Consider the following 22,235-nt stretch of genomic DNA (forward strand, 5'->3'; position numbering starts at 1 on the left):
ATGGTGTGCCTCCCTAGTTGTGTCTGCCCGCGCGAAGCAGGCTCTACACCGGGATAGACGCCCGAGGACCCCATTGGGTTGTTCAGGAAGTGCACAGATTCGCGCGGGCGGTCCCACCAGGCATCTCGGCCAGCGATCTCGCGTGCTGCGTCGTAGGGTCGGGGTATGCCGTCTGCAGCCGTCCCCACCCTCACCTTGCGCGCCACCAGCGCCGCCGACGACACCGAGGGCCGGCGGGCGGCCGCCTTCGTGATCGAGGCGGACGGAGTCGAGGTCGGCACGGTCGAGCTGCGACACGTGCCGGGACGGGAGTCCACGGGACAGCTGACCTGGGCACTCGGCCGCGAGCACCGCGGCAAGGGGTACGGCCACCAGGGCGTGCGGATGCTGATCGACCGGGCGTTCAACGACCTGGGAATCCACCGAGTCGAGGCGTATGTCGAGGTCGGCGACCGCACCTCGGTGCGTCTGGCATCGCGCGCCGGGATGCGCAAGGAGGGACTGATCCGCGAGTACGCGGCGGGGCGTGATGTGGTGCTCATGGCCCGGGTTGTCGGCGACCCGGGCGCTGCAACCCATGAGGCGTTCATCGCCGGCCTGAACAGCGGACTGCCCACCAAGCGCGCGATCGCGCAGGCATTGATCCGCGACGAGGCCGGCCGGGTGCTCGCCTGTGAGCTGGTCTACAAGCACTACTGGGATCTGCCCGGCGGAGTCGTCGACCCGCACGAGTCGCCGGCCCAGGCGGTCGTCCGGGAGATTGCCGAGGAGCTCGGTGTGGATGCGGTGATCCGTGAGCTCGCCGTCGTCAGCTGGTTGCCCCCCTGGCAGGGCTGGGATGACGCGACGCTGTTCCTCTTCGAGGCGACGGTGTCGGCGCAGCAGCTGAGCGAAGCGGTCCTGCAACCACGCGAGATCAAGGCGCTGCACTGGTGCGACGAGCGGGAGTTCGCCGATCACGCGGCCGACTACACCACCCGGCTGGTCAGGCGGGCGGTGCAGCAGCTCGACGAAGGCGTCGGCACGGCATACCTGGAGGACGGCCGCGACCCCGACTGGTGAGGTCGACTCGGCTGGTTGAGTAGGCGAACGCTGGACACTTTTGCGGCTGGTTGAGTAGCGCGGCGAGGGACGAGTCCGTGCGTATCGAAACCTGGTGAGGTTTGGTGGGTATCGACGCGGGCTCGCGCTTCGCGCTCGACCGGCTCAATCAGCGGGGGGTGGGCGCTGGACACTATTACGGCTGGTTGAGTAGCGCGGCGAGGGACGAGTCCGTGCGTATCGAAACCTGGTGAGGTTCGCTGGGTGTCTTGGTGGGTATCGACGCGCGCTCGCGCTTCGCGCTCGCCCGGCTCAATCAGCGGTGAAAGTGTTCGTCGGGCTGGTTGAGGGGTGCGGGCTGGACTAGTCTGCGTGCCTCTCATGAACGATCATCGAGGCTTTGTGAATCTCAACCATGTCACTGCTGGAAAAGGCGTTGGCAATTTGCGGTGAGGCTTCGCTCGAATACCGCGAGCAGCGTCTCGTTGGTGACGTTGCCCGTCGCGATGATCAGAAGTCTGCTCGGAGTTTCCCTCAGGAGATGACTGTCACGGAAGTTGCTGTCCTTGGTGACCACGACTCGATCCTCGGCATCTGCGGCGGCGGCGACCTGACGGTCAGACGATCGGCTTCCGTTGTGAAGGGAACTGGTGTGGACCGCGTCGTGGCCAGCAGAGTTCAGGAAGTCGGCCAACCTAGCCGATAACTGCGCGTCGACCAGGAACTTCACGCGGCGTCGAGGGGGACTACCCGATGATCACCTGTCGTGAGAGCACCGAACTCAAGTGCTGCGAGAAGATCGTCCCGTTCCAGATCCGGGTAGTCGGCGAGGATGGTGTCGATCGTCATGTCTGACGACAGCCGCTCGAGTAGCAGCTGCACCGGATAACGCAGGCCACGCACCGTCAGCTGCCCATGGCAGATCGCCGGGTCTGTCGTAATGCGCTTCAAGCGGACATGACTCAGGAGTATGACATTCGAGTCTTGGGGCGCGGGTTGCTGGATCTCGATACGCGCTCGTTCCTCGCGCTACTCGATCAGCGGGTGAGGGATACGCGCTCGTTCCTCGCGCTACTCGATCAGCGGGTGAGGGATACGCGCTCGTTCCTCGCGCTACTCGATCAGCGGGGAGGTGCTCGCCGGCTCAGCGACGGGGGCGCTGCTTCTCCGGGATCAGAATGTGCAGGATCAGGCTGACGAACGACACGATCAGCGCGCCGAGGACGGCGCTCCAGAAGAAGTGGTCGACGTGGAACGCCAGGTTGAGCTTGCCCGAGAGCCACGACAGCAGCTCCAGCATTATCGCGTTGATGACAAAGGTGAACAGCCCGAGGGTCACGATCAGGAACGGCAGCGAGAACAGCTTCACGATCGGCCGCACGATCGCGTTGATGAGACCGAAGATGATGGCGATCACAATGATCGTCAGCACCTTGCTGGAGGTGGTGGCGCCGCTCTCGGTCAGGGTGATGCCCTGCAGGACGATGGCGGCGACCCACAGGGCGACGGCGTTGATGCCGGTCTTGATCGCAAAGGCCTTCATGGCCCCATCCTGACAGAGCCCGCTGTGCCACGTCGACGGCACGCCTTACAGTGACGGGTATGACAGATCAGACCGTGCCGACCGACGCTGTTCGGCTGCGGAGCACTCTCGACGCCGTGCCGGCCTACAAGCCCGGTAAGCCCGCGCCACGGCGCGAGGGCGTCACGACCTACAAGATCAGCTCCAACGAAAACCCTTACCCACCGCTGCCGTCCGTGCTGAAGGTTGTGCAGGACGCCGCCGCCGGGATGAACCGCTACCCCGACATGGCCGTCACCGGGCTGACCCGGATGCTGGCCGACTCGCTCGACGTGACCCCGGCGGAGATCGCGACCGGCACCGGCAGCGTCGGCGTGCTCGGCTCGCTGCTGCAGATCACCTGCGAGCCGGGTGATGAGGTGGTCTACGCCTGGCGCTCGTTCGAGGCCTACCCGATCGTCGTGGCGCTTGCCGGCGCCACGTCCGTACAGGTCCCGCTGACCGCCGACGCACGCCACGACCTGGACGCGATGGCTGCGGCCGTCACGGACCGCACGCGGCTGGTGCTGGTCTGCACGCCCAACAATCCCACGGGTCCGGCGGTGCACACGGGCGAGCTGGAGGCCTTCCTGGCAAAGGTGCCGCATGACGTGCTGGTCGTCATCGACGAGGCCTACCTCGAGTTCGTCACCGACACCGAGGCACCGCGGGCGATGGACGTCTTCCGCGCGCACCCGAACGTCGCGGTGCTGCGCACGTTCTCCAAGGCCTACGGCCTTGCCGGCCTGCGCGTCGGGTATGTCGTGGCGCACGAGCCCGTTGCCGAGGCCGTCCGCAAGGCGGCCGTTCCCTTCGGAGTCAGCACGATCGCGCAGGAGGCCGCAGTGGCCAGCCTCGCCGCGTTCGGCGAGCTGCAGGAGCGGGTCGATGCGCTGGTCGTTGAGCGCACGCGCGTGCTCGCCGGGCTGCGCGCGCAGGGCTGGGACGTGCCCGACAGCGACGCCAACTTCATCTGGCTGCCCCTCGGCGACGACGCCACCTCGTTCGCCAAGGTCGCCGAGGAGGCCGGCCTGGTGGTGCGGCCGTTCGGCGGGGACGGGGTGCGCTGCACCATCGCCGAGACGCAGGCCAACGACCGCCTGCTGCAGGTGGCCGACGACTTCCGCGACGGCTGAGCGGCCCGCTCGCCGAAATGGACTCGTTGAGCACAGAGAAATCCTTTGCTCGACGAGTCCATTCCGTGCCATTCGTGGATACGGGCGCCTTTACTGCCGTTACCAAACTCGGCGCCGGCTGCCCCCGATCGGCACCAGGTTGACGACGACGCCAACGACCAAGAGCACGATGCCGATCCAGAGCAGGATCTTGAGGCTGGCCACGAGAAGGCCGAGCAGGATAAGGACAATGCCGAGCACGATCATGGTTGCTCCTAGGTGTTGTCGAGTGCTGACGGTAGTCCGATCGGACCAGATCTTGGCTGGATCGGACGTTTTACTCTATGGCACGGAAATCACGATCGAGCACATTACGGATGATCGATTTAACGGCAAATGGCGACAATTGTTCGCAACTCATTCTGATTTCATTCCGATTGTCATTGTGCATTCTCCGGTATCATGCGCATCGCCTGGTTGAGCCTGCCGCGGCTGCCCGTGTCGTGGTCGCCAGCGGCCTCGCAGCAGCGCCGAGCGGCATACATGTCGCCGAGAGGTCCACCAAATAGGTGTGCCTCTCGGTGCGTTTGTATGCCTCTCGGCGGGAGGGGCCCGATTATGGGAGTGACCGTCAGCACGGGTAATCTGCGACTTGTTGGCGGTGTGAGCGGCGTCATAGTCCGCGGCCCGCACTGTGACCGGCACGGTGATCCCGTGCACTGACGACGAACTCCGGGGCCCACCCCTCGCCCTGGACCGAAGGAGAGCCAGTGAGCGACCTCGAAGATGCGGCCACCGCCGAGCGTGCCGCGAGTGGAGAGCCAGATGCCGTGCACCATCACGAGACCGTGGTAGGCACGCCTGCCGCTCGCGCAGGAGCATCGCGGCCGGAGCATGAAGTCCCCCTGCGGGCGGAAGGCGTCCTCACCGACGGCGGGCCCGACACCGTGCGCTTCCTTGACGCCGAGGGCAACCGCCTGCAGACCGACGAGGCCAACGCGCCCTACGCCAAGATCGTCGAGGACATGACGCCCGACGACGCTCAGCGGCTTTATCGCGACCTGGTCCTGGTGCGGCGGATCGACGCCGAGGGGCACGCGTTGCAGCGCCAGGGCGAGCTCGGCCTGTGGCCGTCCCTGCTCGGCCAGGAGGCCGCGCAGGTCGGCGCCGGCCGCGCGATGCGCAAGCAGGACTATGCCTTCCCCGGATACCGCGAGCACGGCGTGGCCTGGTGCCGCGACGTCCCGCCGGAGAACCTGCTGGGCATGTTCCGCGGAGTCAACCACGGCGGCTGGGACTCCAACTCCCACAACTTCCACCTCTACACGATCGTCATCGGCAACCAGATGCTGCACGCCACCGGGTATGCCATGGGCATCCAGCGAGATGGCGACGTCGGCACCGGCGACCCCGAGCGGGACGCTGCCGTGATGGCCTTCACCGGCGACGGCGGCACCGCCCAGGGCGACTACAACGAGGCGCTGGTCTTCGCGAGTGTCGCGAACGCCCCGCTTGTCTTCTTCGTGCAGAACAACCAGTGGGCGATCTCCGAGCCGAACTACAAGCAGTTCCGCATCCCGCCCTACCAGCGAGCTCGCGGCTTCGGCTTCCCCGGCGTGCGCGTCGACGGCAACGACGTGCTCGCGGTGTATGCCGTGACCAAGGCCGCGCTCGACGCGGCCCGCGACGGGCAGGGCCCGACCCTGATCGAGGCGTTCACCTATCGCATGGGTGCGCACACGACCTCCGACGACCCGACGAAGTATCGCAGCGCCGCCGAGGTCGACATCTGGCGCGAGAAGGACCCGATCAAGCGGATGCGCGGGTTCATGGAGACCAAGGGCTACGCCGACGCGACGTTCTTCGACCAGATCGACCAGGAGGCCGACGAGCTGGCTGCGCGCATCCGCGTCGCCTGTCAGCAGATGCCCAACCCGGAGCTGCCCACCATGTTCGACGACATCTACGTCGAGCCGCATCCGGTGATCGAGGCAGAGAGGACGGAATTCGTCGCCTACCACGCGTCGTTCGAGCAGGAGGGTGCTCAGTCATGAGTGAGCAGAAGCTCAGCTTGGCCAAGGGCCTCAACTCCGGTCTGCGGGCCGCGATGGAGCACGACGACAAGGTTGTGCTGATGGGCGAGGATGTCGGCAAGCTCGGCGGCGTCTTCCGCATCACCGAGGGCCTGCAGAAGGACTTCGGCGAGGACCGCGTCATCGACACACCGCTGGCGGAGGCCGGGATTGTCGGCACCGCAGTCGGTCTCGCGCTGCGCGGCTACCGTCCGGTCGTGGAGATCCAGTTCGACGGGTTCATCTATCCCGCGTTCGACCAGATCATCAGCCAGGTCTCCAAGATGCACGCCCGGTCGCTGGGCAACCTCAAGGTGCCCATCGTGATCCGCGTGCCGTTCGGCGGCGGCATCGGTGCCGTCGAGCACCACAGTGAGTCCAACGAAGCCTACTTCGCGCACACCGCCGGCCTGCGGGTCGTCGCCTGCTCCGATCCGGCCGACGGCTACTGGATGATCCAGCAGGCCATCGCCAGCGACGACCCGGTGATCTTCTACGAGCCCAAGCGTCGCTACCACGAGCGGTCCGTCGTGGAGCTGGACGAGAGCGCGGGAGCGCCGCTCGGACTGCACGACGCGCGGGTGGCGCGACAGGGCACGGACGTGACCTTGCTGGCATACGGCCCGATGGTCAAGACCTGTCTGCAGTCCGCCGAGGCCGCCGCGCAGGAGGGCAAGTCGTTGGAGGTCGTCGACCTGCGGTCGCTTTCGCCGCTCGATCTGCCGACGATCCTTGCCTCGGCCAAGAAGACCGGCCGGGTGGTGGTCGTGCACGAGGCGAGCACCTTCCTCGGGATGGGCGCCGAGCTGGCAGCCCTGGTGCAGCAGGAGTGCTTCTACCACCTGGAGGCGCCGGTGCTGCGAGTCGGCGGCTACAACATTCCCTACCCGCCGAGCAGGTTCGAGGAAGAGTTCCTGCCCGGGCTCGACCGGGTGCTCGACGCCGTCGACAAGTCACTGGCCTTCTGAGCCGTCCGGGAAGGACACCTACGCAATGGGTAAGAAGCTGTTCAACCTGCCCGACCCCGGTGAGGGACTCGTGGAGGCGGAGATCGTCACCTGGAAGGTGAAGCCGGGCGACACGGTGAAGACCAACGACGTCGTCGTCGAGATCGAGACGGCAAAGTCGTTGGTGGAGCTGCCGATCCCGTGGAGCGGGACCGTGCAGGAGCTGCTCGTGCAGGAGGGCACCACCGTCGAGGTCGGTGCGCCGATCGTGGCGATCGAGGTCGAGGGTGCCCTGGACGATGCCCCGGCTGCCCCGGCTGCCGCACCCGCGCCCGCGAGCGACGAAGGTGACGGTGAGCGAGTTGCCAACCTGGTCGGCTACGGTCCGTCCGCGGGCTCCAGCACGCGCCGCGCCCGCAAGACCTCAGCGCCGGCGTCGACCGGGGGCCCGGCTCCGCGGGCCGGCTCTTCCCCCGCAAGCGGGAGGTACCCCCAGGCTCGCCCGCCCGCCAGGCCCAGCCAGCCCGCTCCGCCCGCCCCAATCCCGGCTGGTCGAGTAGGCGAGCGCCCTGCCGCGGGCCGTATCGAGACCCCCGGGCGTCCGCTCGCGAAGCCTCCAGTGCGCAAGTTCGCCAAGGACAACGGGATCGATCTGTCGCAGGTCGTGTCATCCCGAGAGGACGGTGTCATCAGTCGCGCCGATCTGGACGCCCACATCGCGGGCGCGGGCGCTCGGGGCGCTGCGGCATACGGCGAGCGAGAGACCCGGGTGCCGATCAAGGGTGTGCGCAAGATGACTGCGCAGGCCATGGTCGGATCCGCCTTCACGGCGCCACACGTATCGGAGTTCGTGGCGGTCGACATGACGCGCACGATGGAGCTGGTGGAGCGGCTGAAGGCCGACCGGGAGTTCCGCGACGTCAAGGTCACGCCGCTGCTGGTGCTCGCGAGGGCCCTGGTCATCGCGGTCAAGCGCAACCCGGGCGTCAATGCCACCTGGGACGACGCCGCGCAGGAGATCGTGCTGAAGCACTACGTCAACCTCGGCATCGCGGCGTCGACCCCGCGCGGTCTGGTGGTGCCCAACATCAAGGACGCGGACCGGATGACGATGCGCGAGCTGGCCGATGCGCTCGGCGATCTCGTCGGCACGGCCCGCGAGGGCCGCACGCAGCCGGCCGACATGGCCGGTGGCACGATCACGATCACCAACGTCGGAGTGTTCGGCGTCGACACCGGCACCCCGATCATCAACCCGGGTGAGTCGGCGATCGTCTGCTTCGGGCAGATCCGCAAGATGCCGTGGGTCGTGACGGATGCCGACGGCAATGACACGATCGTGCCGCGTCAGGTGACCCAGCTCGGCGTCTCCTTCGACCACCGCCTGGTCGACGGCGACCTGGGGTCACGCTTCCTTGCGGATATCGCTGCCCTGCTGGAGGATCCGGCCCGCGCGCTCGTCTGGGGATAGCGAGTCGGGGTGTTGGCGAAAAGTGTCGCTATAGCGTGACGTTTCGCCAACACCCGCGCAGAGCTCACTCGACGAGGGCGTCGTGAGGCGTATGCGGGTCGGGCACGGTTGCGTCCGGAGTCCTGTCACGCCTCTTGAACACGAAGTAGAGCACGGCGAGGACGGCTGTGAAGGGAACACCATAGATCAGCGTCCACCTGAAGTCGTCCATGAACAGCGTGGTGATGAGCAGCGACAGCATCAGCACCGCGCCGATGATGGAGCCGAGCGGGTAGAACGGCAACCGGTAGGCCAGTGGTGTGCCCTCCTTCTTGAGGGCGCGGCGGAACGCGACGTGGGTGACGAAGATCAGACCCCAGGTGGCCATTGCGCCGAACATCGACAGCGCCATCATGACCGTGAATGCCGTGTCCGGACTGAGCACGTAGACGACGGCCGCGATGGCAATGCCTGCGGAGCAGAGGATCAGGGCGTTGATCGGCGCACCATTGGCTCGCAGACGGCCGAACACTGCGGGCGCCTGACCACCGCGCGACAGGCTGAACATCATTCGAGTGGAGATGTAGAGCTGTGAGTTCATCGCTGACAGCGCTGCCACGATGACCACCACGTTGATGACGGAGTCCGCTCCGGGGATGCCGACGATCTCCATTACCGTGACAAACGGGCTGCCGCCCTTGAGGATCCGGCTGACCGGCGCGATCATCAGGATCAGGCCGAGGGTCAGGATGTAGAAGATGAACAGGCGGAACACCGTCACCTTGAATGCCTTTTTGACCGACGTTGCGGGATCCTTGGCCTCGCCGGCGGCGACTGCGATCATCTCGATCGACAGGTAGCTGAAGATCGAGATGACGACCGCGAACCACATGCCTGACACGCCGTGCGGGAAGAAGCCCCCGCCTGCGGTGTAGTTGTGCACGCCGTAGCCGCCGTGGCGATCGCCCACCACCAAACCCGCTGCCAGGACGATGAATGCCAGGATCGCAAAGACCTTCACCGTGGAGAACCAGTACTCCAGCGTGCCGAATGCCTTGACGTTGAAAGCGTTGACGCCGATCAGCGCCGCAGAAAATAGAACCACCCAGATGATGGATGGCACGCCGGGAAGCCAAAACTGCATATAGTCACCAACGGCGGTGATCTCGGTGCCGACGGCGAGCACGATGCACGACCAGTACAGGTACTTGAGCATGTAGCCGGCGAAGGACCCGAGGTAGTGCTCGGCATACGCCCCGAAGGATCCGGTGGTGCTGTGTGCGACGGTCATCTCGGCAAGGGCACCCATCAGCAGCAAGGCGATGAAGCCACCGATGACGTAGCTGATGATCACGCTGGGTCCGGCCTCGCCGATGGCGGTCTTGCTGCCGAGAAACAGCCCGGTGCCGATAGCGCCACCGAGCGCGATCATGCTGAGCTGGCGGGCGCTGAGTTGGCGACTCAGGCCCTGCTCGCGCTGCTGGATGTCGTCGAAGGTGTCGGACATCAGGGTCTCCTACGGGGTGAGGTGAGGTAGTGGGGACTGACGGTGTTGGCGAGGTCTCTCGCTATAACGAGACTTCTGCCCAGCACCCGCCTTCGCCCTTCGGCGAGTTGGCGAAAGGTGACGCTATGGCGTGACTTTGCGCCAATACCGCTGCGCCGGTGGTCGCGATCAGGTGACGGCGTGCCGCTTCTTGAACTCCGCGGTGTCCCAGGCGCAGGAGTCCAGCACGTCGCGCAACGCCTCGACGGCATCCCAGATGTCGGTGCGGGAGAGGTATAGCGGGGTGATGCCGAACCGGAGCACCTCGGGTTCGCGATAGTCACCGATCACGCCGCGAGCGATGAGGGCGTTCATCACCGGGTACCCGTCGGGATGCCGGAAGCTGACGTGGCTGCCGCGCCGATCGTGATCTCGAGGGGTGATCAGCTCGAGCGGATGATCGCCGCACCGCTGCTCGACCAGCTCGATGAACAGGTCGGTCAGCTCCAGCGACTTGGCCCGCAGCCGAGACATGTCGGCCTCGAGGAACATGTCCAGCCCTGGCTCGATCATCGCCATGCTGGTGATCGGCTGGGTGCCGCAGAGGAAGCGGCTGATGCCCTCCGCCGGTGCGTAGGCATCGGCCATGGCGAACGGGTCGGCGTGTCCCCACCATCCCGACAGGGGTTGCCAGAAGCGCTCCTGGTGACGCGGGTTGACCCAGATGAAAGCGGGAGAGCCGGGTCCGCCGTTGAGGTACTTGTAGGTGCAGCCGATCGCGAAGTCGGCGCCCGCCGCGGTCAGATCGATCGGCACGGCACCGGCCGAATGGCACAGGTCCCAGATGACGACGGCGCCCCGCTCGTGGGCCATCGCGGTGACCTCGGCCATGTCCCACAGGCTGCCGGTCCGATAGTTCGCATGCGACAGGGCGACCACCGCGACCGACTCGTCGAGCGCGTCCTCCAGGGGAAGCTCGTCATCGAGCAACCGCACCTCATACCGGTTGCCGGTGTCATCGAGGGTGGAGTTGAGAAAGTCGCTGATGCCCTGTGCAACATAGATGTCGGTCGGGAAGTTGTCGCGTTCGGTCAGGATCACGCGCCGGACGGGGTGGTCGACCTGCTGCATCCGGATGCCGGCTGCGATGGTCTTGAAGAGGTTGAGGCTGGTGCTGTCCGTGACCACCGTCTCGCCTGCCCGAGCGCCGATGAGCCTGCCGAGCTTGTCGCCGAGCCGACGTGGCAGGTCGAACCAACCGGCGGTGTTCCAGCTGCGGATCAGCCCGTTGCCCCACTCGGCAGTGATGACCTCCTGAGCGCGTTCGAGGGCTCCGACCGGCAGCGCTCCGAGCGAGTTCCCGTCGAGGTAGATGACGTCCGAGGGAAGGTCGAAACGGTCCTTGAAGTGCATCAGGTCGTCCCGCGCATCGGCGGCTGCGCACGACTGACGATCGACGGACTGGGTGGTGCTGACCATGTGCCTGCTCCTGTGGCCTATCGGATGGGCGGACTCGCCTCAGTGATGTGCGACACAGACTAGAAGGATGCGTCATGCTAGACGGTACGAGCTGAATTGTATTCTGTGATAGAGGGTAATGGCCATGGAGAATTCGGAGCTGATCCGTGAATATCAGCATCGTTCGAACCAGATTCAGCTCGACGAGGCGGACCTGACGATCTTGCGCGAGCTCGCGGCGGACGGGCGGATCCCGAACAACGTCCTGGCGCAGCGTGCCGGTCTGGCGCCATCGACCTGCCTGAACAGAGTGCGGTTGCTGCGTCGTTCCGGGGTGATCCGCGGCTATCACGCCGACCTCGACCTGCGTGCGCTCGGGCTGGACGTGTTCGCCTTGATCTCCATCAACGTGCACGCCCAGGCTCGGGACCGAATGATGGATCTTGCGAATGAGCTGCGTGCCTTGCCGCAGGTGTTGGACGTCTATGTGCTCGGCGGCGACCGCGACCTGATGATCCATGTCGCCTGCCCCACGACCGATGCGCTGCGGGAGTTCGTCGCTGCCCACCTGGGATCCAACCAGGCGTTCGTCAACACACAGACGACTCTGGTGTTCGACCATCTCCAACCAGGTGACGCACCCGCACCGCGGCAGTGACGTCGGTGCGCCAAGAGGGGCCGGGTCAGCCGACCCGGCCCCTCTTGCGTTTCTCTTCAGCTGCTAGCCGCCGTGGCGGGGGCGGTAGTCGGCGGGCTCGCCCTCGTTTGACCTGCGCGACTCCGGTGGAACCTCGTCGCGGAGATGACCGGCGCTGATGCCGGCGCTGGTGTGCGTGATCGCGTCCATCACGCTGGGGGTGTCCCGCCAGACCTCGCCATCCTCGTCGGACGACTCGGCGGCGGCCGCGTGCCGACCCACCCTCGCACCGGCCATTGCGAGTTCGCGCTCTTCGGTTGCCGGACTGCCGGTTCCGGCTGCCGAGGCCTCGGCAGCGCTGGCGTCGGCGGCCTCGGCCATGGCGGACTTCTCGCGCAAGGTCACTTTGGGCATCAGCAGCATGATGAGAAATCCGATGAACATCAGGGCGGCTGCGGTGATGAAGACCAGATCCATCGACTGCGCGAAGCCGACCTTGAACGGGTGAGCCACGATCGTCGGCAGCTGGCCGATGATCGCCGAGTCGTTCTGCACCCCGGCCAACATCTTCGTGTTCGGCACCACCGTGCCGCCGGACTGCAGCAGCACATGGGAGCTCAGTGCCTGCCTGACGAACTCGGGTGACTTGGCAGCGTCGGCGAACGCGCCGGCCATCTTCCCCCCGACGGTGCTGAAGAGGATGGACAGGAAGACCGCGACGCCCAGGGTTCCACCGGTCTGACGGAAGAAGGTGGCGGCGCTCGTCGCGACGCCGATCTCCCGCGGAGGCACGGCATTCTGGATGATCAGGGTGAGCGGCTGCATACAGTTGCCCAGTCCGATGCCCAGGATGAACATGTAGGTCATCACGATCACCAGACTGGTGTCGGCCGTGATGGTGAACAGCAGCACCAGGGCGATCGCGGCGATGAGCGTGCCCATGATCGGGAAGATCCGGATGATGCCGGTCTTCGAGGTGATCAGACCGGACACGATCGCGGCGATCATCAGTCCGCCGACCATGGGAAGCATCATGAACCCGGACGACATCGGCGAGGCGTTGTGCACGATTTGCATGTACTGCGGCAGCACGATGATGCCGCCGAACATGGCCAGACCCACGATGACGCTGGCGCCGATGGTGACGGCGGCAGCGCGGATCTTGAAGATCCGCAGCGGGATCAGTGCGTCGTCACCCATCCGCTGTTCGGCCCAGACGAACGCGACCAGCCCGATGATGCCGATCACGTAGCAGGCCACTGCCGTCGCGGAGCCCCATCCCCAGGACTGACCCTGCTCGGCGACCATCAGCAGCGGCACCAGCCCGACGACCAGCCATACGGCGCCCCACCAGTCGATCCGTGCCTCACGCCGGACGTGGTGCAGGTGCAGGGTGTGGTTGACGACGAAGAGTGCAGCGATGCCGATCGGCACGTTGACCAGGAAGACCCAGCGCCACCCGGAGATGCCCAAGATGCTCGAGCTCTGGGCAAAGAAGCCGCCGATGACCGGTCCGAGCACGCTGGAGGTGGCAAAGGTCGCCATGAAGTACCCGGTGTATTTCGCCCGCTCGCGGGGCGAGACGATGTCGCCGATGATGGCGAGCACGAGCGTCATCAGCCCGCCGGCGCCGATCCCTTGGAAGGCGCGGAACCCGGCCAGCATGTACATCGAGGTGGCGAACGAGCACGCCGCGGAGCCGGTGATGAACACGGTGATGGCGAACAAGAAGAGCTTCTTGCGGCCATACATGTCGCCGAGCTTGCCGTAGATCGGTGTGGTGATCGTCGAGGTGATGAGGTAGGCGGTGGTGACCCAGGCCTGGATGGACAGGCCATGCAGGTCGTCGGCGATCGTGCGGATGGAGGTGCCGACGATCGTCTGGTCCAGCGCGGCGAGGAACATGCCGAGCAGCAGGCCGGACAAAATGGTCAGGACCTGCTTGTGGGTGTACTGGCCGTCGGTGGGGGCCTGCGCCTTGGCCGTGGCCGTATGCGAGCTCACGTGTCGCATCCTTTCTCTGAGCAGGTCAGGGGTGAGTGGTCGTGGAGGTGGATGGGGACTTCGGGCCGGACCGCAGCTGGCAGATCTGGCCGTCGAGCGTGTCGATGAACTGGACGAGGAACGCGTCGAACGCCTCCGCGTCGGCGGGCTCCCACCCGGTCATCAGCTCTTGGAACCAGTGACCGCGGGAATCCTGCATGCGTCGGATGGCCTCGGACCCCTCGTCGCTGAGGGCGATCACCGAGGCCCGCCCGTCCGACTCGTCGGGGCGTTTCTCGACGATGCCGAGGTCCGCCAGATGCGAGACCTGTCGGCTCACCACGGACAGGTCCGAGTGGATGGCGTCCGCGATCTCCGAGACGCGCATCGGTCGCACCCCGAGGGCGAACAGCAGCGGGTATGCCGTGGGCTCGATCGCCTCGTGGAAGCGCGGTGCGTGGTGCCGCACGGACCCGAACAGCTTGTAAACGTGCACGAGGTTCGTCGACAGCCGGGTTGCGACGTCGAGTTCGATGGCCATGGAGGAGAGTCCTTCGGGTGCGGGAGATCCGGCGAGAGCCGATCAGTTGCTTGCAGCAGACAACTATAAGCATCGGGAACCAAAGCACCAAATTGACCGTCACACCCGCGAACGGTGCCGTCCAACGCGCGGCGCCAGATTGACAGGACGGTGCGACACCTAGAACCTGTCACCGTCCATCTGACCAAGGGAAGGGAAATGATGAAGAGCTCGATCAGTCGCGCGGCAGTCCTGATTGGGGTGGCCTCTACGGTCGCCCTCGCCGGGTGCTCGTCATCCGGAACCACTGACACCGCAAGCAGCTCGGCGCCGACCTCGTCCGCGGCCTCGTCCCCCAGCGCGTCCAGCGACCCGACGTCCAGCGACACCGCCTCAGCACCGGCGAGCAGCGCTCCAGCCTCGACCGCCCCGGAGCTGATCGCGGTGGCGAAGAAGCTGGGCTGCAGCTCGCCCACGGCGCCGACTCCGAAATCCGACTCGCCGGCATACAAGATGGGGGTGCGCCACGTGCTCCAGTGCAAGGCAGGATCCATTGTGTACTTCTTGGCCTCGGCGACCCCGAGTCAGCAGGACCAGATCGCCAAGGCATTTGTCAAAGCGGGCGCCGCGAGCACCACGAGCAGCACGATGTCCTACGCGTCCGCACCCGGCTGGATGGCGATCGGCGGTGGCGCCGACACCAAGACGCTGCCCAGCAAGAAGGACGCAGCCCAGGTGCAGGCCAAGGTCGGCGGAACGGTCAAAACCGCCAGTTGACGGCGGTCAAGGAGTGATGACGAGGGCGTCGAGGACCTTGCGGGCCACGTCCTCGTCGCCGTCGACGGTGTAGTGCAGCTCCTGGGTCGGCACTCGGCCGGCGCCGCGGCGGGTGAGGGCATCGGTGCTCAGCCGGATGCTGGTCGCTGACTCGACGATCTCGGGGGCGACCGCGCTCGTCGCGGGCGCCTCATGGGAGACGCCCGAGAAGAGCGACTCGGCATACGGCTTGCCGTCGGCACCCTCGATGATGCGCACGCCCTCGCGGGCGAGCACCGGCCCGGTGCTCTCGATGATCACGACGGTCCCGACCTCGAGCCCTGCACGTCTGGCGGCGCGCCCCGGGAACGCCATCAGGATGCGCTCGCAGAAGAACGCAGCGCCTGCCGTGTCCAGGTTGCCGGGGCGGTCCAACGCCTGCCGCAGGTCCTGCTCGTGGCACCACACGTCGATCGTGCGCATCCGTAGCAGGCTGCCCAGGTCGGTCCGGCCGAACGGACCGTCCACCTGGGTGTCCAGACGCAGCTCGGGGCCGCGTAGGGCCTCCAGTCGAGCGGGCAGCAGCGCCGCCAGCTCGGCCACCACGTGCGACCCGCTGCGGGAACGGCGCAGCTCCACCGCGGGTTCGACGGCGTGCCCCACCTCGCTTCGGAGCCAGTCGTAGTCGGGGACCGGCACCTGGGGGGCGCGTTCGCCCTGCATCGCTAGCTCGAGGCCGACGACGTGCGAGATCTGGTCCTTGACGGTCCAGCCGGGGCACTGGGTGGCCCTGCCGAAATCGTCGTCGTGACAGGTCATGCCGATCTCCAGCACGGCCTGCAAGGTGCTGGCGAAGCCGTCGACGAGTCCGGTCAGGTCCTCAGGCGGTTGTGGGTGCATGTGCCTAACCTACTTATGGTTGTCTGCATGACCGACGTCGCGCGCCCCGAGCGCACCCGGCCGCGTGCCTCGCTGACGGATCCGCGCGGGCCAGCCGCTGCCGTCGTGGCCGGTCTACTGCTGTGTCTCCTGGCCGTCACCTTCGGCGGCGCCGCCACCAAGCTCGAGCTGCTGGACCCCGGTGGCCTGGTCCGGTGGGGGCTGCCACTGGTCCGGGTGGTCAACGACGTGGCGTTGGCCCTGACGGTCGGCGCCCTGATGCTCGGTGGCCTGCTGATGCCGGAGGCGGCCAAGACCCGTCGCCGTGCCCGTGCCGCCCGGTATGCCGGGTGGTCGGCCCTGACGTGGGCCGCCGCCGGCACGCTGGGGGTGGTCTTCGGGTATGCCGACGTCTCGGGCCGACAGATCGGGTCGGCGGGGTTCTGGACCGCCTGCTGGCATCTGACCTGGCAGCTGGAGACGCTGCGCGCTGCGGCCATCACCGTGCTGATCGCCCTGGTGATCGCGCTGTTCTGCTTCGCGCAGCCGGGGCGCAACGGGCAGGCGGGGCTGTTCTTCCTCGGCCTGCTGGCGCTGGTCCCGCTGGCCCTCGTGGGCCACTCCGCGGGCAGCGCCGACCACGACACGGCGGTGAACTCGCTGCTGGTGCACCTGCTCGGGGTGACGATCTGGGTCGGCGGGCTGCTGGGGCTGCTCGTGCTGTGGCGCGGCCTCGGCAAGGGCGCCGCGAGCACCGTCGCGCGCTTCTCCCGCATCGCCACCTGGTGCTACGTCGCGGTCGGGGTCTCCGGGGTGCTGAACGCGGCGGTCCGGCTCGGTGGCTGGGACGGCCTGCAGACCAGGTATGGCGTGCTGGTGCTGGCCAAGGGGGCCTGCCTCGGCCTACTCGGTGTGTTCGGCTATCTGCAGCGTGAACGGGTCGTGGCCCGGCTGCGCACCGACCCGAAGGCTGCCGGGTCCAAGCGGCTCTTCGTCCGCCTCGCCGGCGTGGAGGGCCTCGTGATGGGCGCGACGATCGGCATCGCGGCCGCACTCGCCCGATCCGCGCCGCCTGTTCCGGACGCGCCGACCCGGGCGGTGGACATCGCGACCTCGCTGACCGGCTATCCGGCTCCCGCCCGCCTGGTCGGTTCCGACTGGTACACCGCGTGGCGTACCGACTGGCTCTTCACCGCCGTTGCCCTGGTCGGCATCGGTGTCTACTGCGCGTGGGTCCTGCGGCTGCGTCGCCGGGGGGATCGCTGGCCGTGGATGCGTCTGGCCTCGTGGTGTGCCGGCTGGGTGGTGTTCCTTTACCTGACGAACGGTGCTCCCGCGATCTACGGGCGGGTGCAGTTCTCGGTGCACATGCTCGAGCACATGGCCGTGTCGATGCTCGTGCCGATCCTGCTGGTGCGAGGAGGTGTGGTCACGCTCGCGCTGCGGGCGCTGCCGCGCCGCAAGGACGAGACGCTCGGCCCCCGTGAGCTGATCCTGGCAGTGACGCACTCGCGCGCGATGAACGTGATGGCGAACCCCGCGGTCGCGGCCGCCCTCATGCTGGGCACGCTGATCCTGTTCTACTACTCGCCGTTCTTCGAGCTGGCGTTGCGCACCCATACCGGGCACCTGCTGATGATGGCGCACTTCATGCTGATGGGCTACATCTACGCGTGGTCGCTGGTCGGCATCGACCCCGGGCCGAAGCGTTGGCCCGCTCCACTGCGCCTCGGGATCCTGCTGATCACCATCACCTTCCATGCATTCTTCGGTGTTGCCCTGATGACGGGAACGACCCTGCTCGGCGCCGACTTCTTCACCACCTTGCACTTCGTCGACAGCGCGATCACCGACCAGCAGCGCGGCGGAACGGTCGCATGGGGCTCCGGTGAGCTGCCGACCCTGCTCCTGGCGCTGCTGATCGCCGTCGAGTGGATGCGCAAGGACGAGGTGGACGCGGGCCGTTACGAACGACAGGCGCAGCGCGACGAGGACGCCGAGCTGAAGGCCTACAACCAGTATCTCGCTCAGCGGTCCCAAGGCCGCACGGGCCCGACGAAGGAGTAGCTGATGCGTATCGCACTGATCCAGCTCGCCTACGGCGACGAGGAGTCCCTGGAGGCGCGGACCGAACGGATCGCCGAGCTGGTGGGCGCCCAGCGCGGACACGACCTGGTCGTGCTGCCCGAGCTGTGGGCGCCCGGCGGGTTCTCCTACCGAGACTGGGAGCAACGCGCCCAGGACACAACCGGTGCCGTCGCTCGTGCTCTGGCCGACGCCGCGCGTGCGGCCGGTGTATTCCTGCACGGCGGCTCGATCGTGGAGCGGCCGGCCTCGGGAGAGAAGGGGCCGGAGGGCAAGTCGCTGTGGAACACCTCGATCGTCCTGGATGCCGGTGGTGCCCAGGTGGCCACGTATCGCAAGATCCACCGCTTCGGGTTTGCCGGTGGCGAGCCCAAGCTGATGGAAGCCGGCGAGAGCCTGGCCTTCGCCGACATCCCCGACGGAGCCGGTGGGTCGGTGCATGCGGGACTGTCCACCTGCTACGACCTGCGCTTCCCGGAGCTCTATCGTGCGCAGGTCGACCAGGGCGCAACGATGTTCGTGATCCCGGCGGCCTGGCCGATGGCACGCGTCGAGCACTGGTCGTTGCTGCTGCGGGCGCGAGCCATCGAGGACCAGTGCTTCGTGGTCGCCTGCAACACCGCCGGCACCCATGCACGGACCCCCATGGGCGGTCACAGCGCCGTGATCGCGCCCACCGGCGAGGTGCTTGCGGAAGCGGGAGACGGCGAGCAGGTGCTCTCGGTCGAGATCGATCCCGCCGAGGTTCCGGCCTACCGATCGGCCTTCCCCGTGCTCGACGATCGCCGGCTCGGACTTTAGCGGTCTACCTGGCGACCCCCACGGCATACCTGCGGGCATCGCGCTGTTGCATAGGAATATGAGCGACGCACCACCCACCACCCACCGTCCACGTGTCCGTGCCCCTGAGCTGCATGGCCGTGGCCGGTCGTGTATGTCGCGCGACACGATGTCAGCCTCGCGTACTTGCACGAAATCGGGCGGCGCCCAGGCCCGCGCCGAATAGTGCGGCAGCGGGCGTGTGGAGATCCGGCGTGCGTGTCGCCCCAGCATCTGATCCTCACCGATCACCTATCGGCGCTCATCGCTGGCCATGAGCGCCGGGCCACCGAACTGGCAGGGCCCGAGACAGGACGCGTGGCATGACTGTCGAGCCTGAGGGTGCGATCGCCGACAAGCACCTCTTCGCCGTAGTCCGGCGCGGCCTGGGCAAATCGCTGCAGCGGCCCCGCCTCTGTGCCTTGTGCCGACTCCCGATCTTGAAGTCTCGGCCGCGCGCGGAGACCTGCAGCGAAGGATGCCGGAAGGCGCTCTATCGTCAGCGCCTAGAAGAAGTCTCGCCCCGGCGCCGCTGCAAGTGCTGCGGTACCCCTACCTAGGCGCGCGCGGCGGGATCGTCGCTACTGCAGCGGGTCGTGCCAGCGCGCCGCATATCGCGCCCGCTGAGCGCCCGATGCCCGTCGTCGGCTTCTCCTGAGGTCGGCGGCGGGCGCCTTTTGCATTCCGAGCCGCTCACACGCCGCCAAGACGGCGGCACTTTCCGTGTTTCGGTAGCCGAAGAGGCCGCCGGATGTAGTTTCACTGGTGCATCTACATCGCCTCACAAGCCTCTGACCTGCGGAAACGTGGATCTGAGCCGTCTGGGATGCAGTTCCTAATTTCTCTCTCAGTCTTTTGTATAAGTCCCAAAACCAGACAACACAAGAAACAACCAGAAGTAGCCCGCGAAGATACACAACTACACCCTCGCCCTCCCTGGCGCTCTCTCAGCACCGTCCGGCGTCCGCGTGTTGCGACGCGGACACTCGGCGCGACGCGCTGGACCACCGCGGCCGAACCCGGGCAGGTCTCCCGCCCGTACCCCCTCAGCAGTAACTCGCGATTCCAACCTGTGGCCAACCTGCACACGCTTTATAACGTTCGGCAATGCATCCAATACTCAAGTGGGCGCTCGTCACGTCCGTCGCTGTCCTAGTCGCGGGCTGCGGGACTGCGTCGCCGTCAACTCCCGGCGCCACTAGCACAACCACCTCCTCGACCGCGACCACCGCGACGAGCGCGAGTCCTGTCTCGTACGGCGCTGTGACGGACCTACGAGACGCGGCCGTGACGGCGGGATATACCTGTCCGTCGTGGGTGGAAGACGACGTCGTTAAGTTCGCGGCCGAATCCGGACACTGCTCCGACGCCGACGTATTCGCAACCTACGCGACCGCAGGCCAACTAGAGGAGGCAGTGAACACAGCTAAGGCCCTGAACTCTGAAGGTGCGAAACAGTCACTCGCGCCGTCGACCTATCTCGTGGGTACAAATTGGACGATCAACGCGCCGCGCGCTGATCTCGGAGCCCTCCGCCCTGTACTAGGCGGCACCCTCCTCTCGTGAGGATTCCGTCAAGTCTCTGCACACAGGACTTGCCTCCGGTAGGACTGACATCATGACTACGACCATTGGCGTCAACACGCAGGGCAGGACACTTCACGTCGCGTTTGAGGTCGGCCCCGGTCGATCCGTCGACGCCCTCCGGAACTACACCGACGCCGTCGCGGAGATCGCGAACTTTGCCGCTCACATTACGCACGCGCAGAGGAAGATCGCAGTCCAGCACGACCACCGGCGGCCGACAGGCTTTCTGGACACGCATCAGGGGGACTGGACCGAAACGTTCATACACTCCGTCGGAGATCAGTATCTCGCATTTCTCTCGATCCTCGATGATGCAATTGCTGCCAACAACCCGGCAGGCCCCGAACGTCTACAACAAGCTCGAGAAGATCTTCCAGCACTCATTCTCCAGCAATTGCGCGACGCACCATCGCCGCGAGACAACATCCACGTCACCGCCATCGAGTACAGCAATCCCTTGCATCTGGCTTTCCTCGGTGCCGCGGTCTGGCCGTTGACAAAGATCATGCAGGCGATTCGCGAGTGGCAGAAGAGCGGCCAGGATGTGCGCCGCGCGAAATTGACGAATAATCTGCTCGAAGACCTCGTCAAGCGCGAACATCAACGCCCAGTCGACTACACCGACTCAGTGCAAGAGATGGCGACTGCACAACTCCTGCTCCGGCTTGTCAGCCCGATCACAGAGGGATCTGAACAGTCAGCAGCAGCTCTCGTTGCCTCTGTGCTGCCGGACGTCCGCGAGCGCGCAGTCGATGCAATCCCGCAACTCCCAGAGATCACGCAAGTCGAGATCGACCCATCAGACGCGGCTTAGACCAGCCCATCACTGCCCTGCCGCCCCACGGCTGCTCACGACGGAGAACTCACTCCGCCCCGCCGACGCTGTCGACCCCACGGCACTCCGACGGCCACCGACACAACAACCGCGAAGGCGATGAGCAGGCCGCCTAGCCACCGCTCGGCGACGATCGGGTCGGGCAACCCCGCGAGCAGAAAGGACACGCCGATCAAGGGGAGGCCGCGAGCGTCAATCGCGCGGCTCTGGCGGTCTCGCTCGGCCTGCTGCTCCCGCATGTCCGCGAGCGCCTCCTCATTCGCCGCTCTATCTCCCACGAGCGCGGCTTCCAGCCCATCTAGGCGCTGCCCATGCTCGGCCCGTAGTGCCTCGACGGACTCGGCTAGGCACTCGCCTCGCTTCCGCAGAATCTTGATCTGTTCTGCGACATCGTCAGACCAGATCGAACCCTCCGCGGCCACAGACACCGTTGAGCCCATTTCGGCGCTGCCGTGTCTCCCACTTCGCCTCATCGCCCGCGCGTGAGCCGCGCATCATCGCGAACACCAAGCGGCATAGCGCCTTCACGAACCGGCGAACCGTCCGCACTACTTCCCGCGCCGCGCCCGGCGCTGTGACAAGCGCGCCGAGAAGGCCGACGACTACCCCGAGCACGCGTGCACGATAGAAACGAGAGGCTCCGCTGAGAGGCCGTCCCACATCGCGTGCATAGTTCGATCCTCGCGGACCTCACCGACCACTGCGCGCGACACGCCGCTCAGGCGCCGACCTCGCGCCGTTAGGACTTGCGTTGGCTGTCGACGGCACGCTCTCGGCTTCGATCCGTGGGCGACGCTAGAGCGTCCCGAGGTGCTAGCGCACCTATGTATGGCGTAAACGCAGAAGCGCCGGGCCCCCCATTGAGGAGGCAGGGCGCTTCGGAAGTCCAAGGCCTTCTAGCCGGACGCTACACGCACCGTGCCGCTATACCCACGCAATTGCACTCACTCGGCGCGTCGGGGCGACTAAAGGGCAAGTCGACTGTCTACTTGACTATGCAGAGG

The 22,235-nt window shown here is 66.4% G+C and carries 20 protein-coding genes; 10 read left to right on the forward strand and 10 right to left on the reverse strand.

Annotated elements, in window-relative coordinates; genetic code table 11:
* Nucleotides 1-165 precede the first annotated feature (165 nt).
* Nucleotides 166-1,062: an NUDIX hydrolase gene (locus FGL98_RS04315; protein ID WP_146315510.1), complete on the forward strand. Its 897-nt coding sequence runs from the start codon at nucleotides 166-168 to the stop codon at nucleotides 1,060-1,062.
* Nucleotides 1,063-1,459: 397 nt separating this feature from the next.
* Here the strand turns inward: FGL98_RS04315 and FGL98_RS04320 are convergent, their stop codons facing one another.
* From FGL98_RS04320 to FGL98_RS04330, 3 genes are all read right to left on the reverse strand, one after another.
* Nucleotides 1,460-1,771: a DUF5615 family PIN-like protein gene (locus FGL98_RS04320; RefSeq protein ID WP_146315511.1), complete on the reverse strand. Its 312-nt coding sequence runs from the start codon at nucleotides 1,769-1,771 to the stop codon at nucleotides 1,460-1,462.
* Nucleotides 1,768-1,992, reverse strand: a complete 225-nt coding sequence (locus FGL98_RS04325; protein ID WP_246136362.1) for a DUF433 domain-containing protein — start codon at nucleotides 1,990-1,992, stop codon at nucleotides 1,768-1,770. The genes FGL98_RS04320 and FGL98_RS04325 overlap by 4 nt, the downstream gene beginning before the upstream one ends.
* 193 nt (nucleotides 1,993-2,185) lie before the next feature.
* Complete coding sequence (locus tag FGL98_RS04330; RefSeq protein WP_146315513.1) at nucleotides 2,186-2,584, reverse strand: phage holin family protein; 399 nt, start codon at nucleotides 2,582-2,584, stop codon at nucleotides 2,186-2,188.
* Nucleotides 2,585-2,643: 59 nt separating this feature from the next.
* Between FGL98_RS04330 and hisC the strand changes: the two genes are divergently transcribed.
* Nucleotides 2,644-3,738, forward strand: a complete 1,095-nt coding sequence (gene hisC, locus FGL98_RS04335) for a histidinol-phosphate transaminase (protein ID WP_146315514.1) — start codon at nucleotides 2,644-2,646, stop codon at nucleotides 3,736-3,738.
* Between the two features lie 99 nt (nucleotides 3,739-3,837).
* Here hisC and FGL98_RS25235 read toward each other — a convergent pair whose 3' ends face one another.
* A complete protein-coding gene (locus tag FGL98_RS25235; protein WP_186525973.1) occupies nucleotides 3,838-3,984 on the reverse strand; it encodes a hypothetical protein in 147 nt (48 codons plus the stop codon).
* 503 nt (nucleotides 3,985-4,487) lie between these two features.
* Between FGL98_RS25235 and pdhA the strand changes: the two genes are divergently transcribed.
* Genes pdhA through FGL98_RS04350 form a run of 3 tightly spaced genes read left to right on the forward strand, consistent with a single transcriptional unit; the run spans nucleotide 4,488 to nucleotide 8,207 of the window.
* Complete coding sequence (pdhA, locus tag FGL98_RS04340; RefSeq protein WP_425460978.1) at nucleotides 4,488-5,771, forward strand: pyruvate dehydrogenase (acetyl-transferring) E1 component subunit alpha; 1,284 nt, start codon at nucleotides 4,488-4,490, stop codon at nucleotides 5,769-5,771.
* The gene (locus FGL98_RS04345; protein ID WP_146315515.1) at nucleotides 5,768-6,757 is read left to right on the forward strand and encodes an alpha-ketoacid dehydrogenase subunit beta; all 990 of its coding nucleotides are present in this window, start codon (nucleotides 5,768-5,770) and stop codon (nucleotides 6,755-6,757) included. Before pdhA ends, FGL98_RS04345 begins: the two co-directional genes overlap by 4 nt.
* A gap of 25 nt (nucleotides 6,758-6,782) precedes the next feature.
* Nucleotides 6,783-8,207, forward strand: coding sequence for a dihydrolipoamide acetyltransferase family protein (locus FGL98_RS04350; protein ID WP_146315516.1), 1,425 nt, complete (start codon nucleotides 6,783-6,785; stop codon nucleotides 8,205-8,207).
* Nucleotides 8,208-8,271: 64 nt separating this feature from the next.
* Here FGL98_RS04350 and FGL98_RS04355 read toward each other — a convergent pair whose 3' ends face one another.
* Both FGL98_RS04355 and kynU read right to left on the reverse strand, forming a co-directional pair.
* Nucleotides 8,272-9,693 carry an amino acid permease gene (locus tag FGL98_RS04355; protein WP_146315517.1) on the reverse strand — a complete coding sequence of 474 codons (1,422 nt, stop codon included), beginning with the start codon at nucleotides 9,691-9,693 and terminating at the stop codon, nucleotides 8,272-8,274.
* A gap of 168 nt (nucleotides 9,694-9,861) precedes the next feature.
* A complete protein-coding gene (gene kynU, locus FGL98_RS04360) occupies nucleotides 9,862-11,151 on the reverse strand; it encodes a kynureninase (protein ID WP_146315518.1) in 1,290 nt (429 codons plus the stop codon).
* Nucleotides 11,152-11,275: 124 nt separating this feature from the next.
* Between kynU and FGL98_RS04365 the strand changes: the two genes are divergently transcribed.
* Nucleotides 11,276-11,788 carry an Lrp/AsnC family transcriptional regulator gene (locus FGL98_RS04365; protein ID WP_146315519.1) on the forward strand — a complete coding sequence of 171 codons (513 nt, stop codon included), beginning with the start codon at nucleotides 11,276-11,278 and terminating at the stop codon, nucleotides 11,786-11,788.
* A gap of 63 nt (nucleotides 11,789-11,851) precedes the next feature.
* Here FGL98_RS04365 and FGL98_RS04370 read toward each other — a convergent pair whose 3' ends face one another.
* Together FGL98_RS04370 and FGL98_RS04375 are read right to left on the reverse strand one after the other, a co-directional pair.
* On the reverse strand, nucleotides 11,852-13,771 hold the full coding sequence (locus tag FGL98_RS04370) for an MDR family MFS transporter (protein ID WP_425460979.1): 1,920 nt from the start codon (nucleotides 13,769-13,771) through the stop codon (nucleotides 11,852-11,854).
* 25 nt (nucleotides 13,772-13,796) lie between these two features.
* Nucleotides 13,797-14,291 carry a MarR family winged helix-turn-helix transcriptional regulator gene (locus tag FGL98_RS04375; RefSeq protein WP_146315521.1) on the reverse strand — a complete coding sequence of 165 codons (495 nt, stop codon included), beginning with the start codon at nucleotides 14,289-14,291 and terminating at the stop codon, nucleotides 13,797-13,799.
* 201 nt (nucleotides 14,292-14,492) lie between these two features.
* On the opposite strand from FGL98_RS04375, the gene FGL98_RS04380 reads away from it, so the two are divergent.
* The gene (locus tag FGL98_RS04380; RefSeq protein WP_146315522.1) at nucleotides 14,493-15,047 is read left to right on the forward strand and encodes a hypothetical protein; all 555 of its coding nucleotides are present in this window, start codon (nucleotides 14,493-14,495) and stop codon (nucleotides 15,045-15,047) included.
* A gap of 6 nt (nucleotides 15,048-15,053) precedes the next feature.
* Here the strand turns inward: FGL98_RS04380 and FGL98_RS04385 are convergent, their stop codons facing one another.
* A complete protein-coding gene (locus FGL98_RS04385) occupies nucleotides 15,054-15,926 on the reverse strand; it encodes a maleylpyruvate isomerase family mycothiol-dependent enzyme (RefSeq protein ID WP_146315523.1) in 873 nt (290 codons plus the stop codon).
* Nucleotides 15,927-15,953: 27 nt separating this feature from the next.
* Between FGL98_RS04385 and FGL98_RS04390 the strand changes: the two genes are divergently transcribed.
* From FGL98_RS04390 to FGL98_RS04400, 3 genes are all read left to right on the forward strand, one after another.
* On the forward strand, nucleotides 15,954-17,972 hold the full coding sequence (locus FGL98_RS04390) for a bifunctional copper resistance protein CopD/cytochrome c oxidase assembly protein (RefSeq protein WP_146315524.1): 2,019 nt from the start codon (nucleotides 15,954-15,956) through the stop codon (nucleotides 17,970-17,972).
* A gap of 3 nt (nucleotides 17,973-17,975) precedes the next feature.
* On the forward strand, nucleotides 17,976-18,791 hold the full coding sequence (locus FGL98_RS04395; protein ID WP_146315525.1) for a carbon-nitrogen family hydrolase: 816 nt from the start codon (nucleotides 17,976-17,978) through the stop codon (nucleotides 18,789-18,791).
* Nucleotides 18,792-20,427: 1,636 nt separating this feature from the next.
* Entirely contained in the window at nucleotides 20,428-21,210 is a 783-nt protein-coding gene (locus FGL98_RS04400) for a hypothetical protein (RefSeq protein ID WP_146315526.1), read from the forward strand.
* A gap of 35 nt (nucleotides 21,211-21,245) precedes the next feature.
* On the opposite strand, the gene FGL98_RS04405 is transcribed toward FGL98_RS04400, so the two are convergent.
* Nucleotides 21,246-21,659, reverse strand: a complete 414-nt coding sequence (locus FGL98_RS04405) for a hypothetical protein (RefSeq protein ID WP_146315527.1) — start codon at nucleotides 21,657-21,659, stop codon at nucleotides 21,246-21,248.
* Between the last annotated feature and the right edge of the window lie 576 nt (nucleotides 21,660-22,235).

The organism is Leekyejoonella antrihumi, assembly GCF_007845645.1.
In the GTDB taxonomy this organism is placed as follows: Bacteria; Actinomycetota; Actinomycetes; order Actinomycetales; family Dermatophilaceae; genus Leekyejoonella; species Leekyejoonella antrihumi.